Annotated in this window: 23 protein-coding genes; 11 read left to right on the plus strand and 12 right to left on the minus strand. The window is 64.6% G+C overall.

Translation table 11 applies throughout. The features are described from left to right. Positions 1-246 precede the first annotated feature (246 nt). Complete coding sequence (locus tag ACSC1W_RS09660) at positions 247-699, plus strand: ferritin-like domain-containing protein (protein WP_435347032.1); 453 nt, start codon at positions 247-249, stop codon at positions 697-699. Here the strand turns inward: ACSC1W_RS09660 and ACSC1W_RS09665 are convergent. From ACSC1W_RS09665 to ACSC1W_RS09680, 4 genes are read right to left on the minus strand one after another with little or no spacing between them, the layout of a single operon-like run. Beyond that, positions 696-1670, minus strand: coding sequence for an ABC transporter permease (locus tag ACSC1W_RS09665; protein ID WP_435347034.1), 975 nt, complete (start codon positions 1668-1670; stop codon positions 696-698). The two genes, ACSC1W_RS09660 and ACSC1W_RS09665, sit on opposite strands and share 4 nt — an antisense overlap. Next, entirely contained in the window at positions 1667-2395 is a 729-nt protein-coding gene (locus tag ACSC1W_RS09670; RefSeq protein ID WP_435347036.1) for an ABC transporter ATP-binding protein, read from the minus strand. The genes ACSC1W_RS09665 and ACSC1W_RS09670 overlap by 4 nt, the downstream gene beginning before the upstream one ends. After that, positions 2392-4317: a NosD domain-containing protein gene (locus ACSC1W_RS09675; protein ID WP_435347038.1), complete on the minus strand. Its 1926-nt coding sequence runs from the start codon at positions 4315-4317 to the stop codon at positions 2392-2394. The genes ACSC1W_RS09670 and ACSC1W_RS09675 overlap by 4 nt, the downstream gene beginning before the upstream one ends. Positions 4318-4320: 3 nt before the next feature. Further along, the gene (locus ACSC1W_RS09680) at positions 4321-4929 is read right to left on the minus strand and encodes a nitrous oxide reductase accessory protein NosL (RefSeq protein WP_435347039.1); all 609 of its coding nucleotides are present in this window, start codon (positions 4927-4929) and stop codon (positions 4321-4323) included. Between the two features lie 152 nt (positions 4930-5081). Here ACSC1W_RS09680 and ACSC1W_RS09685 point away from each other — a divergent pair, with 152 nt between their 5' ends. Further along, a complete protein-coding gene (locus ACSC1W_RS09685) occupies positions 5082-5378 on the plus strand; it encodes a DUF5779 family protein (protein WP_435347041.1) in 297 nt (98 codons plus the stop codon). A 36-nt stretch (positions 5379-5414) separates the two neighbouring features. Here ACSC1W_RS09685 and ACSC1W_RS09690 read toward each other — a convergent pair whose 3' ends face one another. Together ACSC1W_RS09690 and ACSC1W_RS09695 are read right to left on the minus strand one after the other, a co-directional pair. After that, the gene (locus ACSC1W_RS09690) at positions 5415-6095 is read right to left on the minus strand and encodes a VOC family protein (protein WP_435347042.1); all 681 of its coding nucleotides are present in this window, start codon (positions 6093-6095) and stop codon (positions 5415-5417) included. A 49-nt stretch (positions 6096-6144) separates the two neighbouring features. Next, complete coding sequence (locus tag ACSC1W_RS09695; protein WP_435347044.1) at positions 6145-6993, minus strand: class I SAM-dependent methyltransferase; 849 nt, start codon at positions 6991-6993, stop codon at positions 6145-6147. Positions 6994-7139: 146 nt separating this feature from the next. Here ACSC1W_RS09695 and ACSC1W_RS09700 point away from each other — a divergent pair, with 146 nt between their 5' ends. Next, positions 7140-7823 carry a hypothetical protein gene (locus ACSC1W_RS09700; RefSeq protein ID WP_435347046.1) on the plus strand — a complete coding sequence of 228 codons (684 nt, stop codon included), beginning with the start codon at positions 7140-7142 and terminating at the stop codon, positions 7821-7823. Positions 7824-7878: 55 nt separating this feature from the next. Here the strand turns inward: ACSC1W_RS09700 and aglM are convergent, their stop codons facing one another. Continuing rightward, complete coding sequence (gene aglM / locus ACSC1W_RS09705; RefSeq protein WP_435347048.1) at positions 7879-9180, minus strand: UDP-glucose 6-dehydrogenase AglM; 1302 nt, start codon at positions 9178-9180, stop codon at positions 7879-7881. Between the two features lie 108 nt (positions 9181-9288). Here aglM and ACSC1W_RS09710 point away from each other — a divergent pair, with 108 nt between their 5' ends. Beyond that, complete coding sequence (locus ACSC1W_RS09710) at positions 9289-9702, plus strand: JAB/MPN domain protein-containing protein (RefSeq protein ID WP_435347050.1); 414 nt, start codon at positions 9289-9291, stop codon at positions 9700-9702. A 49-nt stretch (positions 9703-9751) separates the two neighbouring features. On the opposite strand, the gene ACSC1W_RS09715 is transcribed toward ACSC1W_RS09710, so the two are convergent. Then, positions 9752-9961, minus strand: a complete 210-nt coding sequence (locus tag ACSC1W_RS09715; protein ID WP_435347052.1) for a ribbon-helix-helix domain-containing protein — start codon at positions 9959-9961, stop codon at positions 9752-9754. A gap of 129 nt (positions 9962-10090) precedes the next feature. Between ACSC1W_RS09715 and ACSC1W_RS09720 the strand changes: the two genes are divergently transcribed. Beyond that, entirely contained in the window at positions 10091-10417 is a 327-nt protein-coding gene (locus tag ACSC1W_RS09720; protein ID WP_435347054.1) for a hypothetical protein, read from the plus strand. Here the strand turns inward: ACSC1W_RS09720 and aglJ are convergent. After that, the gene (gene aglJ / locus ACSC1W_RS09725; protein WP_435347055.1) at positions 10414-11391 is read right to left on the minus strand and encodes an S-layer glycoprotein N-glycosyltransferase AglJ; all 978 of its coding nucleotides are present in this window, start codon (positions 11389-11391) and stop codon (positions 10414-10416) included. The two genes, ACSC1W_RS09720 and aglJ, sit on opposite strands and share 4 nt — an antisense overlap. Before the next feature lie 131 nt (positions 11392-11522). Here aglJ and aglF point away from each other — a divergent pair, with 131 nt between their 5' ends. Further along, entirely contained in the window at positions 11523-12314 is a 792-nt protein-coding gene (aglF, locus tag ACSC1W_RS09730; protein ID WP_435347057.1) for a UTP--glucose-1-phosphate uridylyltransferase AglF, read from the plus strand. Between the two features lie 2 nt (positions 12315-12316). After that, a complete protein-coding gene (gene glmU / locus ACSC1W_RS09735; RefSeq protein WP_435347058.1) occupies positions 12317-13507 on the plus strand; it encodes a bifunctional sugar-1-phosphate nucleotidylyltransferase/acetyltransferase in 1191 nt (396 codons plus the stop codon). Positions 13508-13523: 16 nt separating this feature from the next. Here glmU and ACSC1W_RS09740 read toward each other — a convergent pair whose 3' ends face one another. Continuing rightward, complete coding sequence (locus tag ACSC1W_RS09740) at positions 13524-15026, minus strand: flippase (protein WP_435347059.1); 1503 nt, start codon at positions 15024-15026, stop codon at positions 13524-13526. 249 nt (positions 15027-15275) lie between these two features. Further along, complete coding sequence (locus ACSC1W_RS09745) at positions 15276-16217, minus strand: hypothetical protein (RefSeq protein ID WP_435347061.1); 942 nt, start codon at positions 16215-16217, stop codon at positions 15276-15278. Positions 16218-16418: 201 nt separating this feature from the next. Here ACSC1W_RS09745 and ACSC1W_RS09750 point away from each other — a divergent pair, with 201 nt between their 5' ends. From ACSC1W_RS09750 to ACSC1W_RS09765, 4 genes are all read left to right on the plus strand, one after another. Beyond that, positions 16419-17351: an alkaline phosphatase family protein gene (locus ACSC1W_RS09750; RefSeq protein ID WP_435347063.1), complete on the plus strand. Its 933-nt coding sequence runs from the start codon at positions 16419-16421 to the stop codon at positions 17349-17351. A gap of 189 nt (positions 17352-17540) precedes the next feature. Next, positions 17541-18350 (plus strand): FkbM family methyltransferase, encoded by an 810-nt coding sequence (locus tag ACSC1W_RS09755; RefSeq protein WP_435347065.1) that lies wholly within the window; start codon positions 17541-17543, stop codon positions 18348-18350. 28 nt (positions 18351-18378) lie between these two features. Beyond that, on the plus strand, positions 18379-19506 hold the full coding sequence (locus ACSC1W_RS09760) for a glycosyltransferase family 4 protein (protein WP_435347067.1): 1128 nt from the start codon (positions 18379-18381) through the stop codon (positions 19504-19506). A gap of 101 nt (positions 19507-19607) precedes the next feature. After that, positions 19608-20789 (plus strand): glycosyltransferase, encoded by a 1182-nt coding sequence (locus tag ACSC1W_RS09765; protein WP_435347069.1) that lies wholly within the window; start codon positions 19608-19610, stop codon positions 20787-20789. A 16-nt stretch (positions 20790-20805) separates the two neighbouring features. On the opposite strand, the gene aglG is transcribed toward ACSC1W_RS09765, so the two are convergent. Continuing rightward, a complete protein-coding gene (gene aglG, locus ACSC1W_RS09770) occupies positions 20806-21741 on the minus strand; it encodes a glucosyl-dolichyl phosphate glucuronosyltransferase (protein WP_435347070.1) in 936 nt (311 codons plus the stop codon). Between the last annotated feature and the right edge of the window lie 55 nt (positions 21742-21796).

Below are 21796 nucleotides of genomic sequence, written 5' to 3' on the forward strand. Positions count from 1 at the left end.
AACCGGGCGTCGGCTACTGTCGGATATAGATTCCTAATATTGTTGGTATCGGGCGTCGCGAGGGCCCACCAGCAAGACACCGGGTCGGCGTCGTGGTCCTCCACGACGACGACGTCGGCCACGAACGGGACGCTCCACGCCAGCCCTGCCGTCGCGACGCTCGACGGGACTGGTGGTGGCGAGCCGACGGTGCGGTCGAGTGCTGGCTACCCTATCGTTATCTGTTAGGTCGACGTAGTACGTACCATGGCGAACGAAGTGACTCGCCTCCTTAAGAAGGCGTACGGCGACGAGATCGAGACGGTGATGAACTACATGTCGAACTCCATCGTCCTCGACGGCGTGCGGGCCGAGGAGATCAAGCAGAGCCTCGACCAGGACATCCAGGAGGAACTGACACACGCGCGCCAGCTCGGCGAGCGCCTGAAGCAACTCGACGAGGCCCCGCCGGGGTCGATGGCGTTCGAGGCCAGACAGGAGAGCCTCCAGCCGCCCGAGGACACGACGAACGTCATCCACGTCATCGAGGGCGTCCTCGAGGCCGAAGAGGACGCCATCGAGACGTATCGGAGTCTCATCGACGCGGCCAGAGAGAACGACGACCCGGTCACGGAGGACCTGGCCGTGACCATCCTCTCCGACGAGGAGGCCCACCGGACCGAGTTCCGGGGCTTCCGCAAGGAGTACCGGAACGACTAGTCCTCGGACGACTCGCCGTGGGTCCCCGGACCGGCAGAGTGCTCGTCGACCTGCCCCGGACCGGCCGACTCCCGTTCGACGCCGTCGTCCCCGACTGCTTCACTCGTGTCGTCGCCAGCGCCGTCGAGCGTCGCGACGGTCGCCCACCGGTCGGCCGTCGGGTTCTGCCAGACCGTCTTCGTCGCGACGACGAACGACCCGACCAGCCAGAGCGTCAGGCCGACGACGTTCGCGACGACCGCCGAGGCGGGGAGCGTCGCCGCCTCGACGGACTGCACCGCGAGCGCGAAGACCAGCCCCCGGAACGCGCTGTTCGGACTCAGCGCGAGCAGGTACCGGAGTCCGTCCGGACCGACGAGTCCGGCCGACAGCGCGCCGACGAGTCCGAGGTCGAGGCCGACGGTCAGGAGGACGAACAGGCCGACGGCCGCCGCGATGGCGGTGCGGCCGGTCGCGGCCACCGTGGAGACGGCGACGACCGCCGCCAGCACGACGGCGGCGTAGCCCGTCGACAGCAGGACGAACCTGAGGTAGGCCGCGAACGACCCGTCGCCCCCGTGGCTCGCGATGACCGGGTTCGCGGGCGGCCCCAGCAGGGGGACCAGCACCCCGGCGAGGACGAGCGTCGCGAAGACGAGCGAGAGGACCACGGCCGCGCGCCCGAGGTACACCCCGAGGACGTACGTCCACCCCGGAATCGGGTAGGTCCGGAGCACGTGGAGTTCCTTCCCCGCCGCGTCGGACTGGATGGCGCGGTAGCCGAAGGCGACGGCGAGCAGGGGGACGAGGAACTCGACCGGCGTGAGCAGGTCGACCGTCAGGGGTACGTACCCGGTGACGCCGCTGGTCGCCGTCAGGCCGAGGACGAGGGCGACGAACCCCAGCGCCGTCCCGACGTACACCGGCGTGCGGACGACGGTGGTGAGTTCGCGGTCGACGACGGCGAACAGGCGGTCGCGGGTGGTCGTCATTCGGACCCCTCCATCCCCGACCGGACGGTCAGTTCGTCGCCGACCAGTTCGCGGAAGGCGTCCTCCAGCGACGCCGCCCCGGTGTCGTCCACGATGGACCTGGGGGGACCGGACGCGACGATGTCGCCCCGGTCGAGGACGAGCAGTCGGTCGGCGCGCTCGGCCCCGACGAGGTGGTGGGTGGCGAGGAAGACGGCGAGACCCCGGTCGGCGAGCGCCTCGGCGGTCTCGAAGATGTGGGTGCGCATCGACGGGTCGAGGCCGCTCGCCGGTTCGTCCAGCACGAGCAGGGGCGGGTCGCCGAGGACGGCCTGTCCGAGGCCGAGCAGGCGCTTCATCCCGCCGGAGAGCGCGCCGACCCGCCGGTCGGCCACGCCGTCCAGGCCGACGAGTTCGAGCGTCTCCGAAACGGAGACGTCGGCGTCGAGCAGGTCGGCGTAGAACGACAGCGTCTCCTCGACGGTGAACCCGGCACGGAAGGCCGGTTCCTGCGGACAGAAGCCGACCGGTCGGGCACCGTCGGCGGCGACCCTGACCGACCCTGAACTGGCCGGCAGGAGGCCGGCGACGACGTGCAGTAGCGTCGACTTGCCCGACCCGTTCGGGCCGACGATGGCGGTCAGGTCGCCCGCGTACAGGGAGAGGTCGATGTCGTCGAAGACGGTCACGTCGCCGAAGGAGACGCCGACGTCTGAGACCTCGGCGACCCGTTCGCCGGCGCTCATACGCGCACCTCCGACCCGTCCGTCGCGTTCGTCAGCGCGTCGGCGACGGCACCGGGTCTGACCGGACCGGCGCGGGGTGCCTCGTCGACGACGCCCATCGCGCGGAGGCCCGGAACGGACCCCTCCTGGGAGCGGAGGAGTTCGACGGCGGGCGAGCGCGCGACGACGTGCACGTCGGGGGAGTCGGCGGCGTGCCGGTCGACCGGCCCGGTCGGGTGGAACGCGCGGTCGACGAAGCCGTCTTCGTCGCGGTCGACCCCGGGTGCGCCCTCCCAGTAGTTGCCGGCCCCGTCGTCGGTCCAGATGCGGACCGGGCCGAGCGACGTGCGGACGTACTGGTCGTTCCCGACCACGTCGTTCGCGGTGACCGTGTTCGTCGGGATGAGCGTCGACGCGGTGATGCCGACCTCGTTGGCGACGACGACGTTCCGGGCGTAGTACGACCGGTAGGACCCGACGTCGAGTCCGCGTTCGTTCCCGACGACGACGTTGCCGACGACGTAGGAGGACCCACCCGCAACGTCGATGCCGACGTCGCTGTCCGTGACGCGGTTGTCGGCGACGACGTTGTCCTCGGGACCGGTCATCACGACGACCCCGGTCCGGGTGTTCGAGGCGGTGTTGTTCGCCACGAGCGTCTCGGACGTGTACATCTCGTGGACGCCGAACCGGAGGTCCTCGAACTGGTTCCGTCGGACGACGGTGCCGTCGCCGAGGTGCATGTAGACCCCGTCGCGGCCGCCGTCGAACGACGAGTCCTGGACCACCATGCGCGAGTGGATGGTGATGGTGCTCATGAACCCCTCGCGCCACGGGCTCTCGCCGTCGACGTGGACGTCCTCGACGACGGTGCCGTCGCTGTACCTGACCGTCACGCCGTTGGTGGGCGTGTCGACGTACACGTCGCCGACGTAGGAGCCGTCGGCGTGGTCGAACTCGACGCCGGAGGCGGCGTAGCCGTAGGCCCTGAGCACCTGTGCGTCCCACGCGTCGGTGTCGACGGTGACGTTCGGGCGAGACTGCGCCTCGCCGATGCCCCGGATGGACAGGTTCGTGACGGCGACGCGTGCGTCGGACGCCACGACGACGCTCCCGTTGCCGGTGCCGACCAGCCACGTCTCGTTCACGCCCGCCCCACGGACGGTGACGGGTTTGCGAACGGTGAGATTCAGGTCGGTGTACTCGCCCGCCGGGACGAGGACCGTCGTCTCGGGCGGGGCCGCCTCGACGGCGGCCGCGATGGTCGGTGCGTCCCGGCCGACGACGACCGAGACGGGCCGTTCGGTCAGGGTGCGGGCGTCCTCGGCGGCGGCGTCAGCCCAGGCGTTGCGCTCCGCGATGCGGCGCTCGGCGGCGTCCATCGAGAGTTCTGCGTCGTCGAACGGGCGGTCCTGGAGGGTCTGCCAGTCGACGACGGTGCCGTCGTACGCCTCGGCGAACGCCTCGGCGTCGCCCCGGTCAGAGAAGGGGACGACGACCTGCCCACCGGGGCGCTGGGCCCGCGAGTCGACGACGAAGTGGGCGTCCTCGACGGCGACCCACCGGGTGACGCCGTCGGTGACCCGGAGGTAGCCGTCGTCGCCGACGCCGAGTTCGGCCGGGGAGTAGTCGGTGACGTAGATGGACAGCGGGATGCCGAACTGGCGCTCGTGGCCGTCGCGGTCGAGTTCCGTCACGAGCGACGTGAGGCCCTCGTGGCCGACTACGTACCGGTACCGGGAGTAGAACACCTCGGCCTGTGGGACGGCGAGGTCGCGTTCCCTCGCCGTCCTGAGTTCCGACTGGGTCATGTCCGTCATCGTGATGGTGTCGTCGAAGTCGACGACGGACTGCTCCTCGTCGGGCGACACGTCGACCGCGAACACGCTACTGCTCACCAGCAGGACGCCGAACAGTGCGGTGAGGACGTATCGCGAGAGCACGGTTCACCGCCCGACCAGCGCCGGGGTGACGTCGCCGAACTCGACGACCGACCCGCCGTACTCGGCGGCGAACGAGTCCGCGTCGTCGCGGTTCGAGAACGGGACGAAGTCCGGACCCATCGCCCCCTGGACGTCGCTCTCGACGACGTAGTACAGGTCCCGTGCGGGGCCGAACGACGACGCCTCGGTGTGGGAACTGATGCGTGGCGTCCCGTCCGACGTCGAGACGTCGTACTCGACCGACGAGTAGTCCGTGACGTAGATGGCCTCGGCGGTCCAGCCCTGGTCGCGCATCTCGAAGACGTGCGGGAACAGGCACTGCTTCAGGGAGTCGAACCGGAACGGCGGGTCGTGTTCCTCCGGTTCGTTGTCGCGCCAGTACACCTGTCCGTTCGGCCCGGGGTGCTTCGAGATGACCATCCCGCAGACGTCACAGGCGTCCTGCTCGCCGATGGCGACGGCCGCCGGTGCCTCGCCGTCGCCCTCGCCGCCGAGACACCCCGCCAGCGCCGTCGCCGTCATCGCCGCACCCGCCCCGAGGACGGCACGCCGCGAGAGGCCGCGGTCGCTCTCTACACGCTGCTCGTCGTCTGGAACGCAGTGGTTGCACATGTGGGGACACTCGAGCGTCGGCTGCTCACGTGATATTGGCCCTCCAGAACTTTAGCAATGTCTGGCGTTCTCCGGTCGCGGTAACCGGCGAAAGTCACTTGGCCGCGGGCGGGAGGCGAGGATTTTTCTCGGCACGATTCGAGATGGTTGCCATGGGAAAATTCGACCTTGACCTGAACGCGGTCGAGGACCACCTCGAAGACGACGAACCGGGGGCCATCGAGGGGACGGTGGAACTCGGCGTCCTCGACGGGACGACGCCACCGGAGGAGTGGATCGACGTCGTGCTGGGCGGGCGCATCCTCGTACTGGACATCGAGGGCGACGTGAACGAACTCGCCTCGGGGTTCGCCCGCGACATCAAGCGCGAGGGTGGAGGGCTCGTTCACTTCCGGGGGTTCCTCATCGTCTCCCCGCCCGACGTCGAGATAGACACCGACCGCCTCTGAACTGGTCGACGGCCGACTGCGTCCGGTCCCGCCCCGTCACTCCGCGCCGACGGTCAGGTAGTGCCCGTCGGGGTCGCGTATCCTGACGCCGTCGTCTAGCGACTCGACCGTACAGGCGTCGGTACCGACGGCGTCACGGGCGGCGTCGGGGTCGCCGACGAACCCGAGGTCGACGTGGACGCCGCCACGGGCGTCGGCCAGGCCGAGGTGCGGTTCCCAGAGTTCGAGCGCCATCGGCCCCTGTAACCGCGTCCGGGTGCGTGCCTCGCCGCGGTCGACGGGGTCGAACCCGAGGGCGGTGTAGAACGCCTCCGCACGTTCGAGGTCCTCGACTTCGAGGACCACCTCGAAGACGCCGTCGATGCCCGGCCCGGGGACGTTCGTCTGCCCGAGTTCGACGCAGTTCCCGTCCGGGTCGTAGCAGTACAGCGACCGGGCGTCGCCGAAGACGTGCTCGTCGAGGTCGAACTCGCCGTCGAGTCGGTCCCACCAGTCGTCGTACTCGGCGGCCGGGACGGAGAACGCGAAGTGGGTGTGGACGCCGCCGCGGGGGACCGACGAGGGGCGGCGCAGGACGAGGTCCGTCTCGCCGGCGGCGAACCTGACCGCGTCCTCGTCCCGGCCCCGTTCGGTCATGTCGAGCGTCTCCCCGTAGAACGCGGCCGCCGGGTCGAGGTACTTGACCTCGAGTGCGAGCCAGTCCAGCGTAGAGAGCATACCGCCCGGTTGGGTGCCTGACTGTATAAACGTAGACCGCGGGCCTGGGTCACTCGACCCGACCGACGGCGAGCATGTGGCTCGACACGTCGACGACCGACCGGTCCTCGCGCAGGTGGTCGTTCACCTCGCGGACCACGTCCCGCCGGTCGTCGTCCAGGCTGTCGAACCCGTCTCGCCGGATGGACCCGACGCCCTCCAGCGCGGCCAGCGCCTCGACCGTGAGTCCGCTGTCGCGGAGGAGCGATTCGAGTTCGGCGGCGCGGAAGAAGTGGCAGTCGGCCATCAGGGGTTCGACGCCGTGTCGCGCACAGAGGTCGCCGGTGTAGTCCTGCTCGGCGACGAGTTCGGGGAGGATGGCGACGTCGTCGACGGCCCCGTCGACGCGTCCGGTCGCCCTGACGGTGTTGAGCACCGCGGCGAGCAGGCCCATCACGGAGACGAAGACGTGCCCGCCGGGCCGGGTCACGCGACGTAATTCGCCGACTGCGGTCGCGCGCTCGTCGGCGTCGACGACGTGGGAGATGGGGCCGCCGAGACAGAGCGTCGCGTCGACGGCGTCGTCGCCGACGTCGAGGTCCCGGACGTCGCCCCGGTCGACGGTCACCCGGTCGCCGAGGCCACGGTCGGCGATTTGCTCCCGGGCGATGTCGAGTTGCGTCTCGCTCAGGTCGACGAGGGTCACGTCGTAGCCCTGCTCGGCCAGCCACACCGTGTACCGGCCGGCGGCCCCGCCGGCGTCGAGGACGTGCCCGTCCCCGGGGAGGTACCGGTCGAGGTACTCGACCGTCCCCTCCCACTCCAGTCGGTGAAAGAAGTCGCGGTCGAGGCGGTTCCACTCGCGTTCCCCGTACCCGTCGTAGAACGATTCGGGGTCCGTATCGGTCGCGTCACGCATGTCCTGTACTGCACCCGTTCGCGCGTCGGCGCTTCAATGCTGTCGGTGGTGCGGGTGCGTCTGTCACACCGGGTCGGCCGCCAGCGACGGTAAACCGAACCGCCGTTGGGGGTTCTTTTAACGGTCGTGCGTCCGAAGGGAGAGACATGGCAATGAAAGGCTCCGGCACTGCCGAGGAGTACCGCGTCGTCACCGAGCACGACGACGGCTTCGGCTGGATCGCCTACCCGGACGAGACGATGCAGCGGGCGAGCCACGCCCTCGTCGTCGACGGCGAGGTCTGGGTCCTCGACCCGGTGGACGTCCCCGGCCTGGACGAGAGACTCGCGGAGTACGGCGACGTCGCCGGCGTGGTCGTCACGCTCGACCGCCACAGCAGGGACGCCGCCGAGGTGGCCACCCGCCACGAGGTCCCGGTCTTCCTGCCGAACTGGATGGACGGGGTCACGAAGAAGATAGACGCGCCGGTCGAACGATTCGGGGCCGAACTCGACGACACCGGGTACCGGGCCATCCGCCTCCACGACAACCGGTTCTGGCAGGAGGTCGCCCTCTGGAACTCCGAGACCGGCGTCCTGTGGGTGCCGGAGTCGGTCGGGACGGCGGAGTACTTCCTCGCGTCGGGCGAGACGCTCGGCGTCCACCCGATGCTCCGGGCCCTCCCGCCGCGCCGCGCCCTCGGCGGACTGGAACCGGAGGTGCTCGCCGTGGGCCACGGGCCGGGCATCGACCAGGGGGCGGCGCAGGTACTCCGTGACGCGCTGTCGACCTCCCGGTCGAAGCTGTTCAACCTCTATGTGAAGAACGCCCGGTCGTTCCTCTCGTTCTGAGCCGGTCGGTCGTCGTTTCTACAGAGAGAGTCTCGGGGCTCGACCCCGAGGCGGGTCACCAGGTCAGGCCCTCGTACGTGATGCCCTCGCGGCGCTCGACGACGTGGCGCCCGTCGACGACGACCGGGGAGGCCATCGAGTCGAACTCGGCGTCGAGGGCGGCGAACTCGTCCCAGTCGGTGACGACGGCACAGGCGTCGGCGTCCGAGAGCGCCTCGGCCGCGGAATCGACGTACGTCACGTCGAGGTCCGGGTACTTCTCGCGGAACTTCTCGGTCGCGACGGGGTCGTAGGCGACGACCTCGGCCCCGCGTTCGCGCAGGCCCTGCACGACGGGCGTCGCGCGACTCCCGCGGACGTCGTCGGTGCCGGGTTTGAACGAGAGGCCGAGGACGGCGACGCGTGCGCCGTCGAGGTCGACGTGGTCGGCGAGCAGGTCGAGCAGGCGTCGGGGCTGGAGGTCGTTCACCTCGACGGCGGCGTTCAGCATCGGGGGTTCGTAGCCGGCGTCCTCGGCGGCGGCGACGATGGCGGCGACGTCCTTCGGGAAGCACGACCCGCCCCAGCCGAGCCCGGAGCGCAGGAAGCGCTCGCCGATGCGGTCGTCGAGGCCGATGGCGTCGGCGACCTCGTAGGCGTCGACGCCGAACTCCTTGCAGACGTTACCGATGTCGTTGATGAGGCTGACCTTGCTGGCGAGGAAGGCGTTGTTGGCGTACTTTATCATCTCGCCCTCCCGCAGGCCCGTCTCGACGACGGCGGGGTCGGCGGACTCGACGACGGGCGCGAAGAGTTCGTGGAGGACGTCGAGCGCCCACTCGTCGGCCGCGGTGCCGAAGACGATCTTCTGGGGCGTCCGGAAGTTCTCGACGGCCGACCCCATCTGGAGGAACTCGGGGTTGACCGCGACGTGGACCGACTCGCCGACGGGTTCGCCGAGTTCCTCCTCGAGCGTCGGTACGACGAGGCCGTCGGTCGTGCCGGGGACGACCGTGCTCTTGACGACGACGAGGTGGTCGCCGTCCTTCTCCGCGAGCGTCTCGCCGAGCGACCGCGTGGCCGCCTCGACGACGGACGTGTCGATGCTGCCGTCCTCGCGTGAGGGCGTCCCGACCGCGAGGAACGTCACGTCGGTCTCGCTGACGGCGTCGTACGACGTCGTCGCCCGGAGCCTGGAACCGGCGTGTTCGGCGAGCAACTCGTCGAGACCCGGTTCGTGCACCGGCGACTCGCCGGCGTTGATGGCCGCGACGATGTCCTCGTCGATGTCGACGTTGACGACGTCGTGGCCGTCGTCGGCGAGACAGGCGGCGACGGTCGTCCCGACGTACCCGCTCCCGATGATGCTTACGTCCATCGCCGTTCGCTACGACGCCGCGAGTAATGATGGTGGTGGTCGCGCGACGACTCGACCCGGCACCGCTCGACCCAACTGCTTTAGACCGTTCCCGTCCTATGGGTACGCGTGATTTATCTAACGCGTGGCCTGCTGGAGACGCTGCTGGACTTCGCCCGCGAGGCGGACCCCGAGGACGTGACGCTCTCCCTCGCGGCCACAGCGGCCGGCGACCTCGACGGGCAACTCGACGTCCCGCCCGAGACGCCGGTGTTCACCGACTTCTACATGCCCGACGCCGGCGGGTCGGTCTCTGCGGTCTTCGGCGTCGACCTCGGCACGCCCCCGGGGCAGACCCACGGTCGGTTCGTCTCGCACGCCACGGGCGAACTCGCCGTGTCGCGGGAGGACGACCTCCACGCGGTCGTCATCGTCGCCGCACCGCCCTGGGGCGCGGACAACGTGGCCGCGTTCGACCGGGCCGGACGCCGGCAGGAACTCGAGGTCGTCGACGCCGTCCCGCCGGACCAGTACCTCGGGTAATCCGCCTGCTTGGGTAGTCCGCCCGCGACGGCGGTCCCGTCGCTCCCGGTCACTCCAGGTAGCCGAGGTCGCGCAGTTGCTCGGTTATCTCCTCGAACTCGGCCTCGGTCAGTTTCCCCTGCTTCTGGTGCTGGATGACGATGCTCCGCAGCAGGAACCGGACGAGGTCCGAGGTCGACGAGAAACTCGTCCCTTCGATTGTCTCTTCGACGCGGTCGGCGAGGTCTTTCGGGATGGAGACGGTGGTGTACTCGGTCACGTCCGTTCGGTCCGTGTGTGCGGTAATGTACGTTGCGGACGGGCACTTGCGGACGGGCACGTCGCGCCGTCGAGGCAGCGGGCGTCGGACCGAAGCATTTTGATGGGGGAGCGGTAACTCTCCGGCACCATGGGAGTGAGACCGCCGTCGAACGACACGAACGAGCCGTCGTCTCTCGAGTTCGGCATCGCGGCGGTAGACGCCCACCTCGACGAGTACGACGTCGAGTACCCCGCGACGACGACGGACCTGCAGCGTCGCCTCGGCCACATCGACGTCCCGTTCGACATGAACGGCAACACGCTCTCGCTCCGAGACGCGCTGTCGGAAGCCGAGCCGGACGAGTTCGAGGACGAACAGGCACTGTTGAACGCGCTCCACCCCGTGTTCGAGCGCAAGCGGACGGGGACGCGTGCCGGACTCGTCAGCCGACTCAGGACGCTGCTCCCCTTCTAGCGGGCCGACTGCTCTTTCGGCTCGGGTTCCTCCTCTCGCTCGTCCAGTTCGTCGACCAACTGGTCGATCCGGTTGCGCTGTTCGCGGTGCAACGAGACCATCGTGTCCGCGAGCACGCCGAACATCGCCAGTTGCACGCCGACGAGCAACAGCACGCCCGCGAGCATCGCGAGCACGTCGTGTGGCACGCCCTTCGCGAACCACTCGTATGCGACGAAGCCGGCGACGAAGACGCCGGTCAGTCCGAGGATGCCCCCGACCGTCCCGAAGTAGAACAGCGGGTTGTGTGTCTTCGCACGCAGGTACAGCGTGAGGAGGATGCCGCCACCGTCGCGGAACGGTCTGAGGTTCGTCTCCGAGCCGTCGGGCCGGGCCAGGTACGTGACGTCGACCACCTCGGTCGGGACGTCGTGGCGTGCACACTCGACGGCGAGTTCCGTCTCGATGCCGAAGCCCTCGGCGCGCAACGTCATCAGTTCGAACGACTCCCGGGTGAACGCGCGGTAGCCGCTGAGGATGTCGCCGAAGTCCTTGCCGTGGACCAGCCTGAAGCCGGCGTTGATGATGCCGTTGCCCAGTCGGTTGAGCGGCGTCATCGCGCCCTGCTCCATGTCGGCGAACCGGTCGCCGATGACGTGTTCGGCGCGACCGGACAGGAGCGGTTCGAGCATCGCGTGTGCGTCCGCCGGGCGGTACGTCCCGTCGCCGTCGAGCATCAGGACGTACTCGGCGTCGGCGAGGGCGACGCCCTCCCGGACCGCCTCCCCCTTGCCCTCGCCGCGGCCGTTCCCCGACTGGAGGACGACACGAGCGCCGCGTTCCTCGGCAATCTCGGCCGTGCCGTCGGTCGAATGGCCGTCGACCACGAGGACGTTCTCGAACCCCTCTGCCCGCAGTCCGTCGACGACGTCGCCGATGGTCGCGGCTTCGTTGTAGGTTGGGACCAGCACGCAGACGTCGTCACTGTCGGCCATCGGCCGGAATTCGAGTGGGGCGAGGCAAAAGAGTTGCTGTCGACCGATACCCGGAACGACCGTGCCCAGTGGTACCGTCAGACACCATGTGAGACTAAAGTATTAACAGTCAGGATAGCGGATGTAGTTGTATGAAGGCAGTCGTCCTCGCCGCAGGAAAAGGTACCCGCCTCCGGCCGCTGACCGACGACAAACCCAAGGGGATGGTCGAGGTCGCCGGCAAGCCCATCATCACCCACTGTCTCGAACAGCTCCGTGACCTCGGGGCCGACGAGTTCGTCGTCGTCGTGGGGTACCTCAAGGAGAAGATCATCAGCCACTACGGCGACGAGTTCGAGGACATCCCCATCACCTACGCGCACCAGCGCGAACAGAAGGGACTCGCCCACGCCCTCCTGTGCGTCGAGGAACACATCGACGACGACTTCATGCTCATCCTCGGCGACAACATCTTCCGGGCGAACCTCCAGGACGTCGTCCGCCGCCAGCGCGAGGACCGCGCCGACGCCGCCTTCCTCGTCGAGGAGGTACCGTGGGAGGAGGCGAGTCGCTACGGCGTCTGTGACACCAACCAGTACGGCGAGATCGTCGACGTGGTCGAGAAACCCGACGACCCGCCGTCGAACCTCGTCATGACCGGCTTCTACACCTTCACGCCCGCCATCTTCCACGCCTGCCACCTCGTCCAGCCGTCTGACAGGGGCGAGTACGAGATCTCCGACGCCGTCTCCCTGCTCATCGAGAGCGGGCGCACCATCGACGCACTCAGACTCGACGGCTGGCGCGCCGACATCGGCTACCCCGAAGACCGGGACGAGACCGAGCGTCGCCTCCAGGCCGAGACCGAGGCCGACGCCGAGGTCGAGACGGAGGACGTCGAGGATTCTGCGACCGAGGCAACGGCAGAGAGCGGGTCCGAGTGACGATGCATGCGGTCGTCGTCGCCGCCGGCGAAGGGACCCGTATGCGACCACTCACCGCCGACCGCCCCAAGCCGATGCTCCCGGTGGCCGGGACGCCCATGGTCGAGCGCGTGCTCGAGGCCGCCGAGCCGTACGTCGACGGCTACGTCCTCGTGGTCGGCTACCGGTCGGACGCCATCGTCGACTACCTCGGCGAGACCTACCGGGGACACCCGATAACCTACGTCGAACAGCGGGACCAGCTCGGCACGGCCCACGCCATCGGCCGCGCCGAATCCGTCGTCGACGAGCGCTTCCTCGTCCTCAACGGGGACGTCGTCGTGACCGAGGACCTCGTCGCCAGCCTCGTCGAAGCCGACGGGACGGCCGTCGCCACGATGCCCGTCGACGACCCGCAGTCCTACGGCGTGGTGAGCCACGAGGACGGCCGGCTGACCGACCTGGTCGAGAAGCCCGCGAACCCGCCGTCGAACCTCGCGAACCTGGGCCTGTACGCCTTCGAACCCTGCGTGTTCGACGCCATCGACCGGACCGACCTGAGCGAACGCGGCGAGTACGAGATCACCGACTCCATCGGCCGCATGCTCGACGATGGCGAGCACGTCTCCGTCGTCGAGTACGACGGGCCGTGGCTCGACGTCGGCCGCCCGTGGGAACTCCTGGGCGCCACGGAGACGCTCCTCTCGGACCTCGATGGCCGCCTCGACGGCACGGTCGAGGACGGCGCGACGCTCCACGGCCCCGTCGTCGTCGAGGAGGGCGCTCGTGTGCGCGACGGCGCGTATCTGGAGGGCCCCGTCGTCGTCCAGTCCGGCGCGGACGTCGGCCCGAACTGCTTCGTCCGCGGCGCGACTGTCGTCGGTCCCGACGTCCGCGTCGGCAACGCCGTCGAGGTGAAGAACTCTATCCTCATGGACGGCGCTGCGGTGGCGCACCACTCCTACGTCGGCGACTCGGTGCTCGGCCGGAACGTCAACTTCGGCGCCGGGACGAAGGTCGCCAACCTCAGGCACGACGACGCGACCGTCCGGATGACCGTCAAGGACGAGCGCGTGGACACCGGTCGCCGGAAGCTGGGCGTGGTCTGTGGCGACGGCGCGAAGACCGGCATCAACTCCAGTCTGAACGCCGGCGTGAAGCTGGAGTCGGGAGCGACGTCGAAGCCCGGTGAGGCGGTGATGCGGGACCGGTGAATCTGCAACCAGCCGTCTACAGTTGTTGTGTGATTCGAACGTCGAACGGCAGATTGTTAGCGACTGTGTCCCTGAATCTACGAGAGATATAAAAATACACTCCAAAGTACACGATAGCGCCTGCCCCCACCAGAACGAGGACGGTGGCGACGTTGTTCGACAGCAGGTCGTATCCCTCCTCTATTCGAAGGCCCCCAAAGACCACTCCACCCATGATGGTCGCGGCTACCCACTGTCGTGCAATCTCCCGGTACGGAACCTCGAACGCTATCAGTGAGCGAAGGTAGTAGTAACCGAGGAGCAGGCTGATCGTCACCGAGAGACTGGTGGCTACAGCGGCACCGATCCATCCATAGCGGTATATCAGCAGTACGTTCAAACTCACGTTCGCCACGACGAAGAGACCATTCACGCGGAACGCTAATTCGGGCCGGTTGATAGCGTTGAGGGTATTGAGAATCTGATTCTGATAGCTCATCACCAGGTTGGCGACGATGAGTATGACGAGAATCGTCGCTCCTTGAGTGAACTCTTTCCCGTAGATTCGAAGGAGACGTTCACCGATCACGGCGCCGCCGATCAAACCGGGGACGAGGAACAGGCCAGCGTATGCAAGTGCGTTCTCGACAAGGTTTCTGATCGCTCGAGAGTCGTTATCCGAGTCAGTGGACAGTTGACTGATCTCGGGGAACAGTGTCGTACTGATTGCGGTCGCGAATATTATAAGGAACTCTGATATGTTCCAGGCGATCGAATACACGCCAATCAACGCGGATGGGGTAAAGAGACCGAGTACAAGTATATCCGTATAGCTGAACATCTTGGATTGCAGACTGCCAAGCCAGGAGAACTTGGCGAAGTCGGCCAGGCTTCGAAAATGTCGCTTCTGTGGAAGAGATACCTCTTTCAGATTCCGGCCGATTACGACCCCCCCTAATGCGATCACCACGACGAAACCCGCAATGTAGCCGAAGAACAGGCCGACGATTTCTAGACCAGCGATAACCGCCAGTATCTGGAAGACACTCCTCGAGCCTATCTTCACGGTCGTGAGGACCCCGTTAACGTGAACGAGCCGCAACCCAGTTAACACCGAAGACACAGCAGAATGCACGAGGGTCACGAAGAGTATCAGAATAACGAATAGTGTGGCTGAAAAGCCGATGTACTGGTCGACGTAGGGCTTTGCCACGAAGAGCGCTGCGGCGGTGACGATGAACAGTACGGCGATGATAGTGGAACCTGCCGTCACGTGGCTCCCCTGCTCTTCGCCTTCACTCACTCGTTTGATGATCGCATCTGTAACACCGATACGTCCGACTATGGAGAGCCAGGCGACGAGGCCGATCGCCAGGTAGTAGGAGCCGAGTACTTCGGGACCCAGCAACCGGGCGATATAGAGTGTTGCCAGAAACCCGAACGCGGTCGCTAAGAGTTTCGAGACAAAGTACACGATCGAAGTCTGACCTATCTTCATAGTCCCTGGGTTCTTCGAGGCAACGATGTCTGGGGGAGACACCGGGATAGTCCTTCTGATTCCACCACTACATCGATGTTCGTACTGCGCGTGACCTGTCGTTCGAACGGCTACCAGCAGCGTCGTAACTAGGTGCCTACGAGTGCGTCACATGCGCCAGATTTTTAAAAGACAGAGCATCGTCGTCTCACCTCGTGGCAGTCGATAGGGGCGGTCGAACCGGACTCAGGCCGGCCCGAGGAATCTACGGGCACGACGAAACGACGAGGACTTCGACTTCGTAGTTCGAACTCATTTGTATCCGAGGGCCCTGAGCCTGTCTTCGACGGAGGTATCGGAGATGTTCCCGGTCTGGACTGGTGGGTCCGAGGAGACCTCTCGACGCTCGTCGGACTCGATCACGAACCACGGCACTTTGACCAGCTCTTCCGTGTGTACTCCGTACGGATGGCTGTACTTCCGACGGGTCGGAATCGGCCACAGGCGCTCACCGACGAGGTTGCCGTGGTCCGCGGTGATCACGGTCTTGCCAGAAATCTCGTTCAGGAGCGTCTCGACGTGAGAGAGCGCCAGGTCCAGGTTCTCGTTGTATGCCCGCCAGAACGTCTCCATGTCGAGTTCGTCGGAGCCGTTTCTCAGGTGTTCCCAGACCCCTGCCGTCTCTTCGTCGGTCGTCCCCATCGTCCACCCCTCTCCCACGAGTTCTCGTCCGGTATCCCCGATGAAAGGAGCGTGCGGTTGCATGAAGTGGATTATCAGCTTCTTGTTCGGGAACCTGGAGTGTGCGTCGATGGACGCGTCGACGACAGCCTGGGGATGCACCGTCTGCAGGTCGGAGTCCCACTCCTCGAGCAGGTCGATGACGGCGTGGAACGTTCCATCGTCCAAGTCCAGATGCGGTACGTACGGGTTCGAATTTACGTAGACGATGTCGTGAAACTCAGACCCGAGGAAGTTCCGTTCCAGAAACTCCTCGCTGCTGGACCCGAGGGAGATCCGCGACTCGAGTGTTCCATCGAGTTGTATACGGTCCGCAAACATGTCGAAGCGACAGGCGTCGAGGATCACGAGGTTGTCCCAATCTTCGTCTGTCACCGGCTTTCCGGACCCGTGTTTCATCTTGAAGACGAAGTTGTTCAGCTCGACCGGAATGTACCTGATACCGCTCTTGACGACTTCTGTGGCCCCTTTCTCTTTATATAAATCAGCTCCCTTCCTGAGGTGGTGCCGCATATGGTTGGACAATCTCGGTCGAACAATAACGCTGTCGTTCGATATACTTCCGGACGCGAGGTTCACGAGGACGTCGAAGGCGACCCGAAACCAGGGTTGTGGTGGGCGTCAGTCGTTGTGATAGCGCCTCGTGGCGAACGGTTCGACACACGACACCACCTTACCGTAAGAGTCAAACCTACCGGTCCTGAGTGAGAAACCATGGTAGGGCGGTATAATCTTACGAATCTAAAGAAGGTGATCAGGGAACCGGAGTACGTTCTCTGGGACATCCAGCGGTCGCTCTTCGACCTTCGTCACGACGACGGGATCGACGTGATGGCGGAGGACTGGGATAATCTACTGTTGTTAGACGCCTGCCGGTACGACTACTTTAAGGATCAGAATCAGATAGACGGAACGTTGCGGCCGGTCATCTCCAGGGGAAGGCGGAGCTGGGAGTTCATGCAGGGGAATTTCGTCGGAAAGACGTTTCACGATACAGTGTACGTCACCGCTAACCCACATACGGGCAAATTGGCCGACGACGTCTTTCACGCTGTAGAACCGCTGTATCTCGAACGGTGGGACGACGAACACGAGACGGTACTTCCGGGCGACGTCGTGGACGCGACGCTCGAAGCCCGTACCGAGTATCCCGACAAACGGCTCGTCGTGCACTTTATGCAACCCCATCGTCCGTATCTCGGACCGACTGGAGAGAAACTTCAGGAGGAGTACGACGTACGAGGATTCAATCGATACGTGGCCGAGAAAGAACGGCCGAGCGATCATCGGTCGTTCTCCAAGATGGTCGAGAGTGGGACGATTCCCGTACCCGAGACCCGGAAAGCATACCGGGAAACGTTAGACATACTGCTTTCGCACGTAGAGGAACTGGTGGATTCTATCGATGGGAAGACCACCATCAGCGCCGACCACGGCGAGATGCTCGGCGAACGGCTGACGCCCCTCACGAAGCCGAAACACGGACACTCGTTCGAGTATCTGAAAAACGAGATCCTGTACGAAGTTCCCTGGCTCGAGATCGAATCGGACGAGAGACGTGCCATCACCGAAGACGAACCGATACAGTTCCAGCGAGGCTCTGACGAGGAGATAGATGAGCGGCTTCGTGCTCTCGGGTACAAGTAACGCCTCCCGTACGTCATTCGGTTTCCCTCGTAACTAGTTCTTTGAGTCCGTCTAATAGCTATCACTGTCGCCACGGGAAGGATGGCTGCATTCGAGGCCGTCACCGGAGCATTGTACTAAAAATCTTGGCCGGCACGACGTGGTACCTCCTTACTAACATAATACCCTCACCGCGTAGACTCGTCGTCGATGGGCATCACCCGGAACGCGTTTCGGATTCTCCAGACCGATGGAGGAGTCGAACTTCTCAGGCGAGGATTTCGACGGTCTATCGAACCGCTTGACCCCGTATATCAGCGGGTAAAACCGGAGTACGGGACGTACACTGCAGGTGGGTCCAGTGCGACGTTCGATATGTCTCTCCGGTCGCTCGAGATGCATGACTTCGTGGACGATATGCGCTCTGAGGTCGACATTATCGAACGGATCCTGACGGACATCGAGTCAGACGACGTGTTCTACGATATCGGTTCGAATGCCGGTGTCTACTCGTGTCTAGTGGGGACAGCGTTAGACTCGGGGCAAGTGGTTTCGTTCGAGCCTCATTCGGGAATATTCGACGTGTTGGAGTCGAATATCGAGAAAAACGACGTTCCGGCCACTCTCTACAACGTTGCTCTGTCGAATCGCGACGGAGAAGCCACGATGGTCGTCCGGGGGCAAACCGGGCACCAACTCGCCAGTGGGGAGGACGATGGAACCATCCAGATCGAGACGAAACGAGGCGACAGCCTGGTCGATTCTGACGGACTTGCCCCACCAGACGTCTGCAAGATCGACGTCGAAGGTGCTGAGTATCTCGTGATCGAAGGGCTCGAAGAGACGTTAGCTCGTTCGGACTGTCGGGTGATTTATTGCGAGGTACATCCGGAGAAGATCGACACCATCGGCGGGTCAGCCGAAGCCGTGGAGTCTCTACTGAGGAATCTGGGCTTCGTGGTCGAGTACCTGGGCGAACGGCGGAGCAACTACTTCGTCAGGGCAACCCGCAGTACATAAGGCCTGCCTGGCTATTTCTTCGCAGAGGATGAGGATCGGCATCGTGACTCCACGGTACCCGCCGACGCATGCTGGCGGCGGTGAGATTAGCGTGCAACTGCTGGCCGAGCAGCTACAGAGACGTGACAGCGTCGAGACTGTCGAGGTACTCTCGTTCGACGGGGAGACGGCAGAGTCCGTCGGTGGAGTCAGCGTGTCTCGGCTGACCGACGTGCCACAGTATCCATACACCCTGCCGAACGAGATTGCGTATCGAGCACTTCGGTCACTCGACCTCGAGTACGACGTTCTTCACGCCTACAATATGCATCTGCATCCTGCAGTCGGTCGTATCTCCGCTCGATTCGACATCCCCTCGGTCGCGACGCTCAACGCCTACCCACTGCTCGATTGGGAAGACGTTAACGTCCGTCCGTCTCTCAAGCGTCGAGTGTACGAGAAGACCCTCCTCCGGTTCGAACGCCCCAGGCTGAAACGGATGATGGATTCGATCGACCTGTTCCTCCCGTTGAGCCACGACGTCGAAGAAATTTACCGGAATCAGGGATTCGAGGGTCACGACTACACCGTGGTTCCCAATATGATAGACCCCTCGTTCGATGTCCCGTCACTCTCGTCCGAGGACTCCGACGGCGGAACACTGCTGTACGTCGGTTACCTCCGCGACTCGAAAGGAGTCCGACATCTGATCGATGCGATGGCCCATCTTCCGACGGACCTCGAACTGAAGATAGTCGGAGACGGTCCGAGGCGTGACGAATTGGAACAGCGAGCAGCCGCCAGCGGTCGAGCAGACCAGATCACGTTTACTGGACGGGTCCCCTACGAGGAAGTGACACGGTCGTATGCGACGGCAGACGTGTTCGTACACCCGGGCGTATGGCCCGAACCGTTCGGACGGACGATACTGGAGGCGATGCAGGCAGGTCTTCCCGTGGTTGCGACGAACATCGGCGGCCCTTCCGAGACGGTTCCTCAGCAAGAGCTACTTTGTTCACCAGGGGACCCGGTCAGCCTGAGCGACTCGATACGACGTGCCTACGAGGACCGTACAGAGATTGGCGCCCAGAACAGGGACCACGTTCAGCGAGCGTATCATCCCGATACGGTGGTCCCGAGGTTCATGGACGCCTATCGTCGCGTCGTCCACGGGTGAGTCACATCCAGGAGACAGTACCGTCGAGTCCGGGTGCTGCGCCTGCTTCGCTCCCAGTTGAGTCGTGAAGGATATCACGTTGGGACCTGAGTTGGCTGATAATGACGACCGAATCCGAGTCCGGGGACCTCCTCTCGGAGCAGAGTATCGCAGTCGCGCACTGGGGGGAACATGCGAACGGTGGAGGGGACCGTCTTGCGTGGGAACTCGGTAGGGTGTTCGACCAGTCGTCTTTCTACACCGGCTGGGCCGACAAGTCGATCGAACCTGCGGACATAGACTCCGAACAGATTATCCAGGGGAGAGTCCTGAACTTCGCCCTCGAACGTGGCGGTCTGTTTCGTCAACTGGCTCACCTCGTCGGGTGGCAAATCGCACCGCAGCTCCGAGAGTACGACGTTCTCGTATCCAGTGGCAACGAACCGTTGTTCTACGTCGTCCCCGACGACCAGATCTGGGTAGCGTACATCCACCACACGAACCGGAGACAATCCGACCAGATCGCCGAGATTCAGTCTTCGAGACTGAAGCCGTTCTCGTTGTTGCTCTACTATGCAATCCGAGTCGCATACGACCACAACACACACAAGCCGGATATTTTCGTCGTGAATTCGGAGATAGTGAAACGGCGCGTCGTTCGATACTGGGGCGTTCCGGAAGAGAAAATCCGCGTCGTGTACCCGCCCGTCGAGACACACGATTACTCTCCGAACGATGCCGAAACTGGTGACTATTACCTTACTCTTTCCCGACTCGACTGGCACAAGGACGTCGATGGCATCGTGAAGGCGTTCAATGAACTAGACGAGCGATTGATCGTCGCTGGAGACGGTCCAGAGCGGTCGAATCTCGAAGAGTTGGCCGGAGAGAACGTTGAATTCGCCGGGTTCGTTGACGAGGACGAAAAACGCAAGTTGCTCTCCGGTGCAAAGGCGTTCGTCTTCAATGGGCGAGACGAGGACTTCGGTATCTCACCTGCCGAAGCGTTGGCTGCGGGGACTCCCCTGCTCGGAGTCAAGGAGGGGATGACCCAGTTCCAGATACTCGATGGGAAGAACGGATATCATCATACGCGCGATGGCGCTGGTCGCAGCATCGTCGAAAGCGTCGAACGCTTCGAAGCCGAGGGTGTCGAATGGACAGGGTCTGAAATAGCAGAGTTCGCGGACCGATTCTCAGTCGAGTCCTTCCATCAGGGAATCCGGGCCGTAACCGAGGAGGCGATACGTGTCTCGGATGTTACTCCCGATTGGTACCGGGAGTACGTTAGCGACCCCCGTTGAACGCCTTCTCGAGCGCTCAGTCGAAATCGTTCAGTAGATTTGGCTTCAGTATCGCGTACACGTACCCGAATCCTACCATCGCAGTGAACACGAAGATAGCGACGAGTTGCTTCACCTTCGCCAGTTCCGGGTCGCGAACGAGACTGGCCAACCGCTCCGGGACGTGCTTCGTCAGCAGGTCCTTCAGGTACTCGTTCTTGTCCGCGGACGCCTCCGGGATGAGGTGGTCCATGATACGTTTCGAGTACCCTTGCCAGAAGGACCGACTCGCCAGCCAGCGGAAGTCGCCGCGGTACTCGAACAGTTTGTGGTTCACGACGGCTTCCTTGTTGTAGATGACGCCGCGCCCGTAGTCGCGCTGGAGGCGCGCGCCGACCGTCGACTCGTGGGCCTGGATGTGTTTGTCACCCTTCCGACCCGTGTTCTCGTCGTAGCCGCCGACGTTCAACAGCACGTCGCGTCGGAACGAGATGTTCGAGCCGTAGGTGTTGCGCATCTCCTCCATGTGCTCGCCGAAGCCCTTCTCGTCACAGCCGACGAGCCAGTAGAACTCGTCGGGGAAGAAGTCGGGCTTCTCGACCTGCCAGTCGGGTTTGACGTGGCCGCCGACCGCGATGGCGTCCGTCTCCTCGTACGTCTCGACGAGGCGTTCGATCCAGTCGGGTTCCGCGACGGCGTCGTCGTCGATCATCGCGACGACCTCACCAGTGGCGAGTTCGGCGCCCTTCGTCCGACTGTAGGAGATGCCGCGGTTCTCGTCGTTGCAGTGGATGCGGACGTTCTCGACGTCGCCGAAGTCGTCGACGGTCCACTCGTGGACCTCCTCGTTCCCGTCGACCACGAGGACCACCTCGATGTCGTCGTATGTCTGTTCGAGAACACTTTCGACGCACTCCGAGAAGTACTCGTAGCGGTCCGTCGGATACGTACAGATGACGACGGAGACGTTCATCGTCCCGACTGAACCCACGACGAGCGAATAAGGGTTTTGAATCCCTCGTTCCCGA

This window comes from Haloarchaeobius marinus (genome assembly GCF_051207415.1).
In the GTDB taxonomy this organism is placed as follows: domain Archaea; phylum Halobacteriota; class Halobacteria; order Halobacteriales; family Natrialbaceae; genus Haloarchaeobius.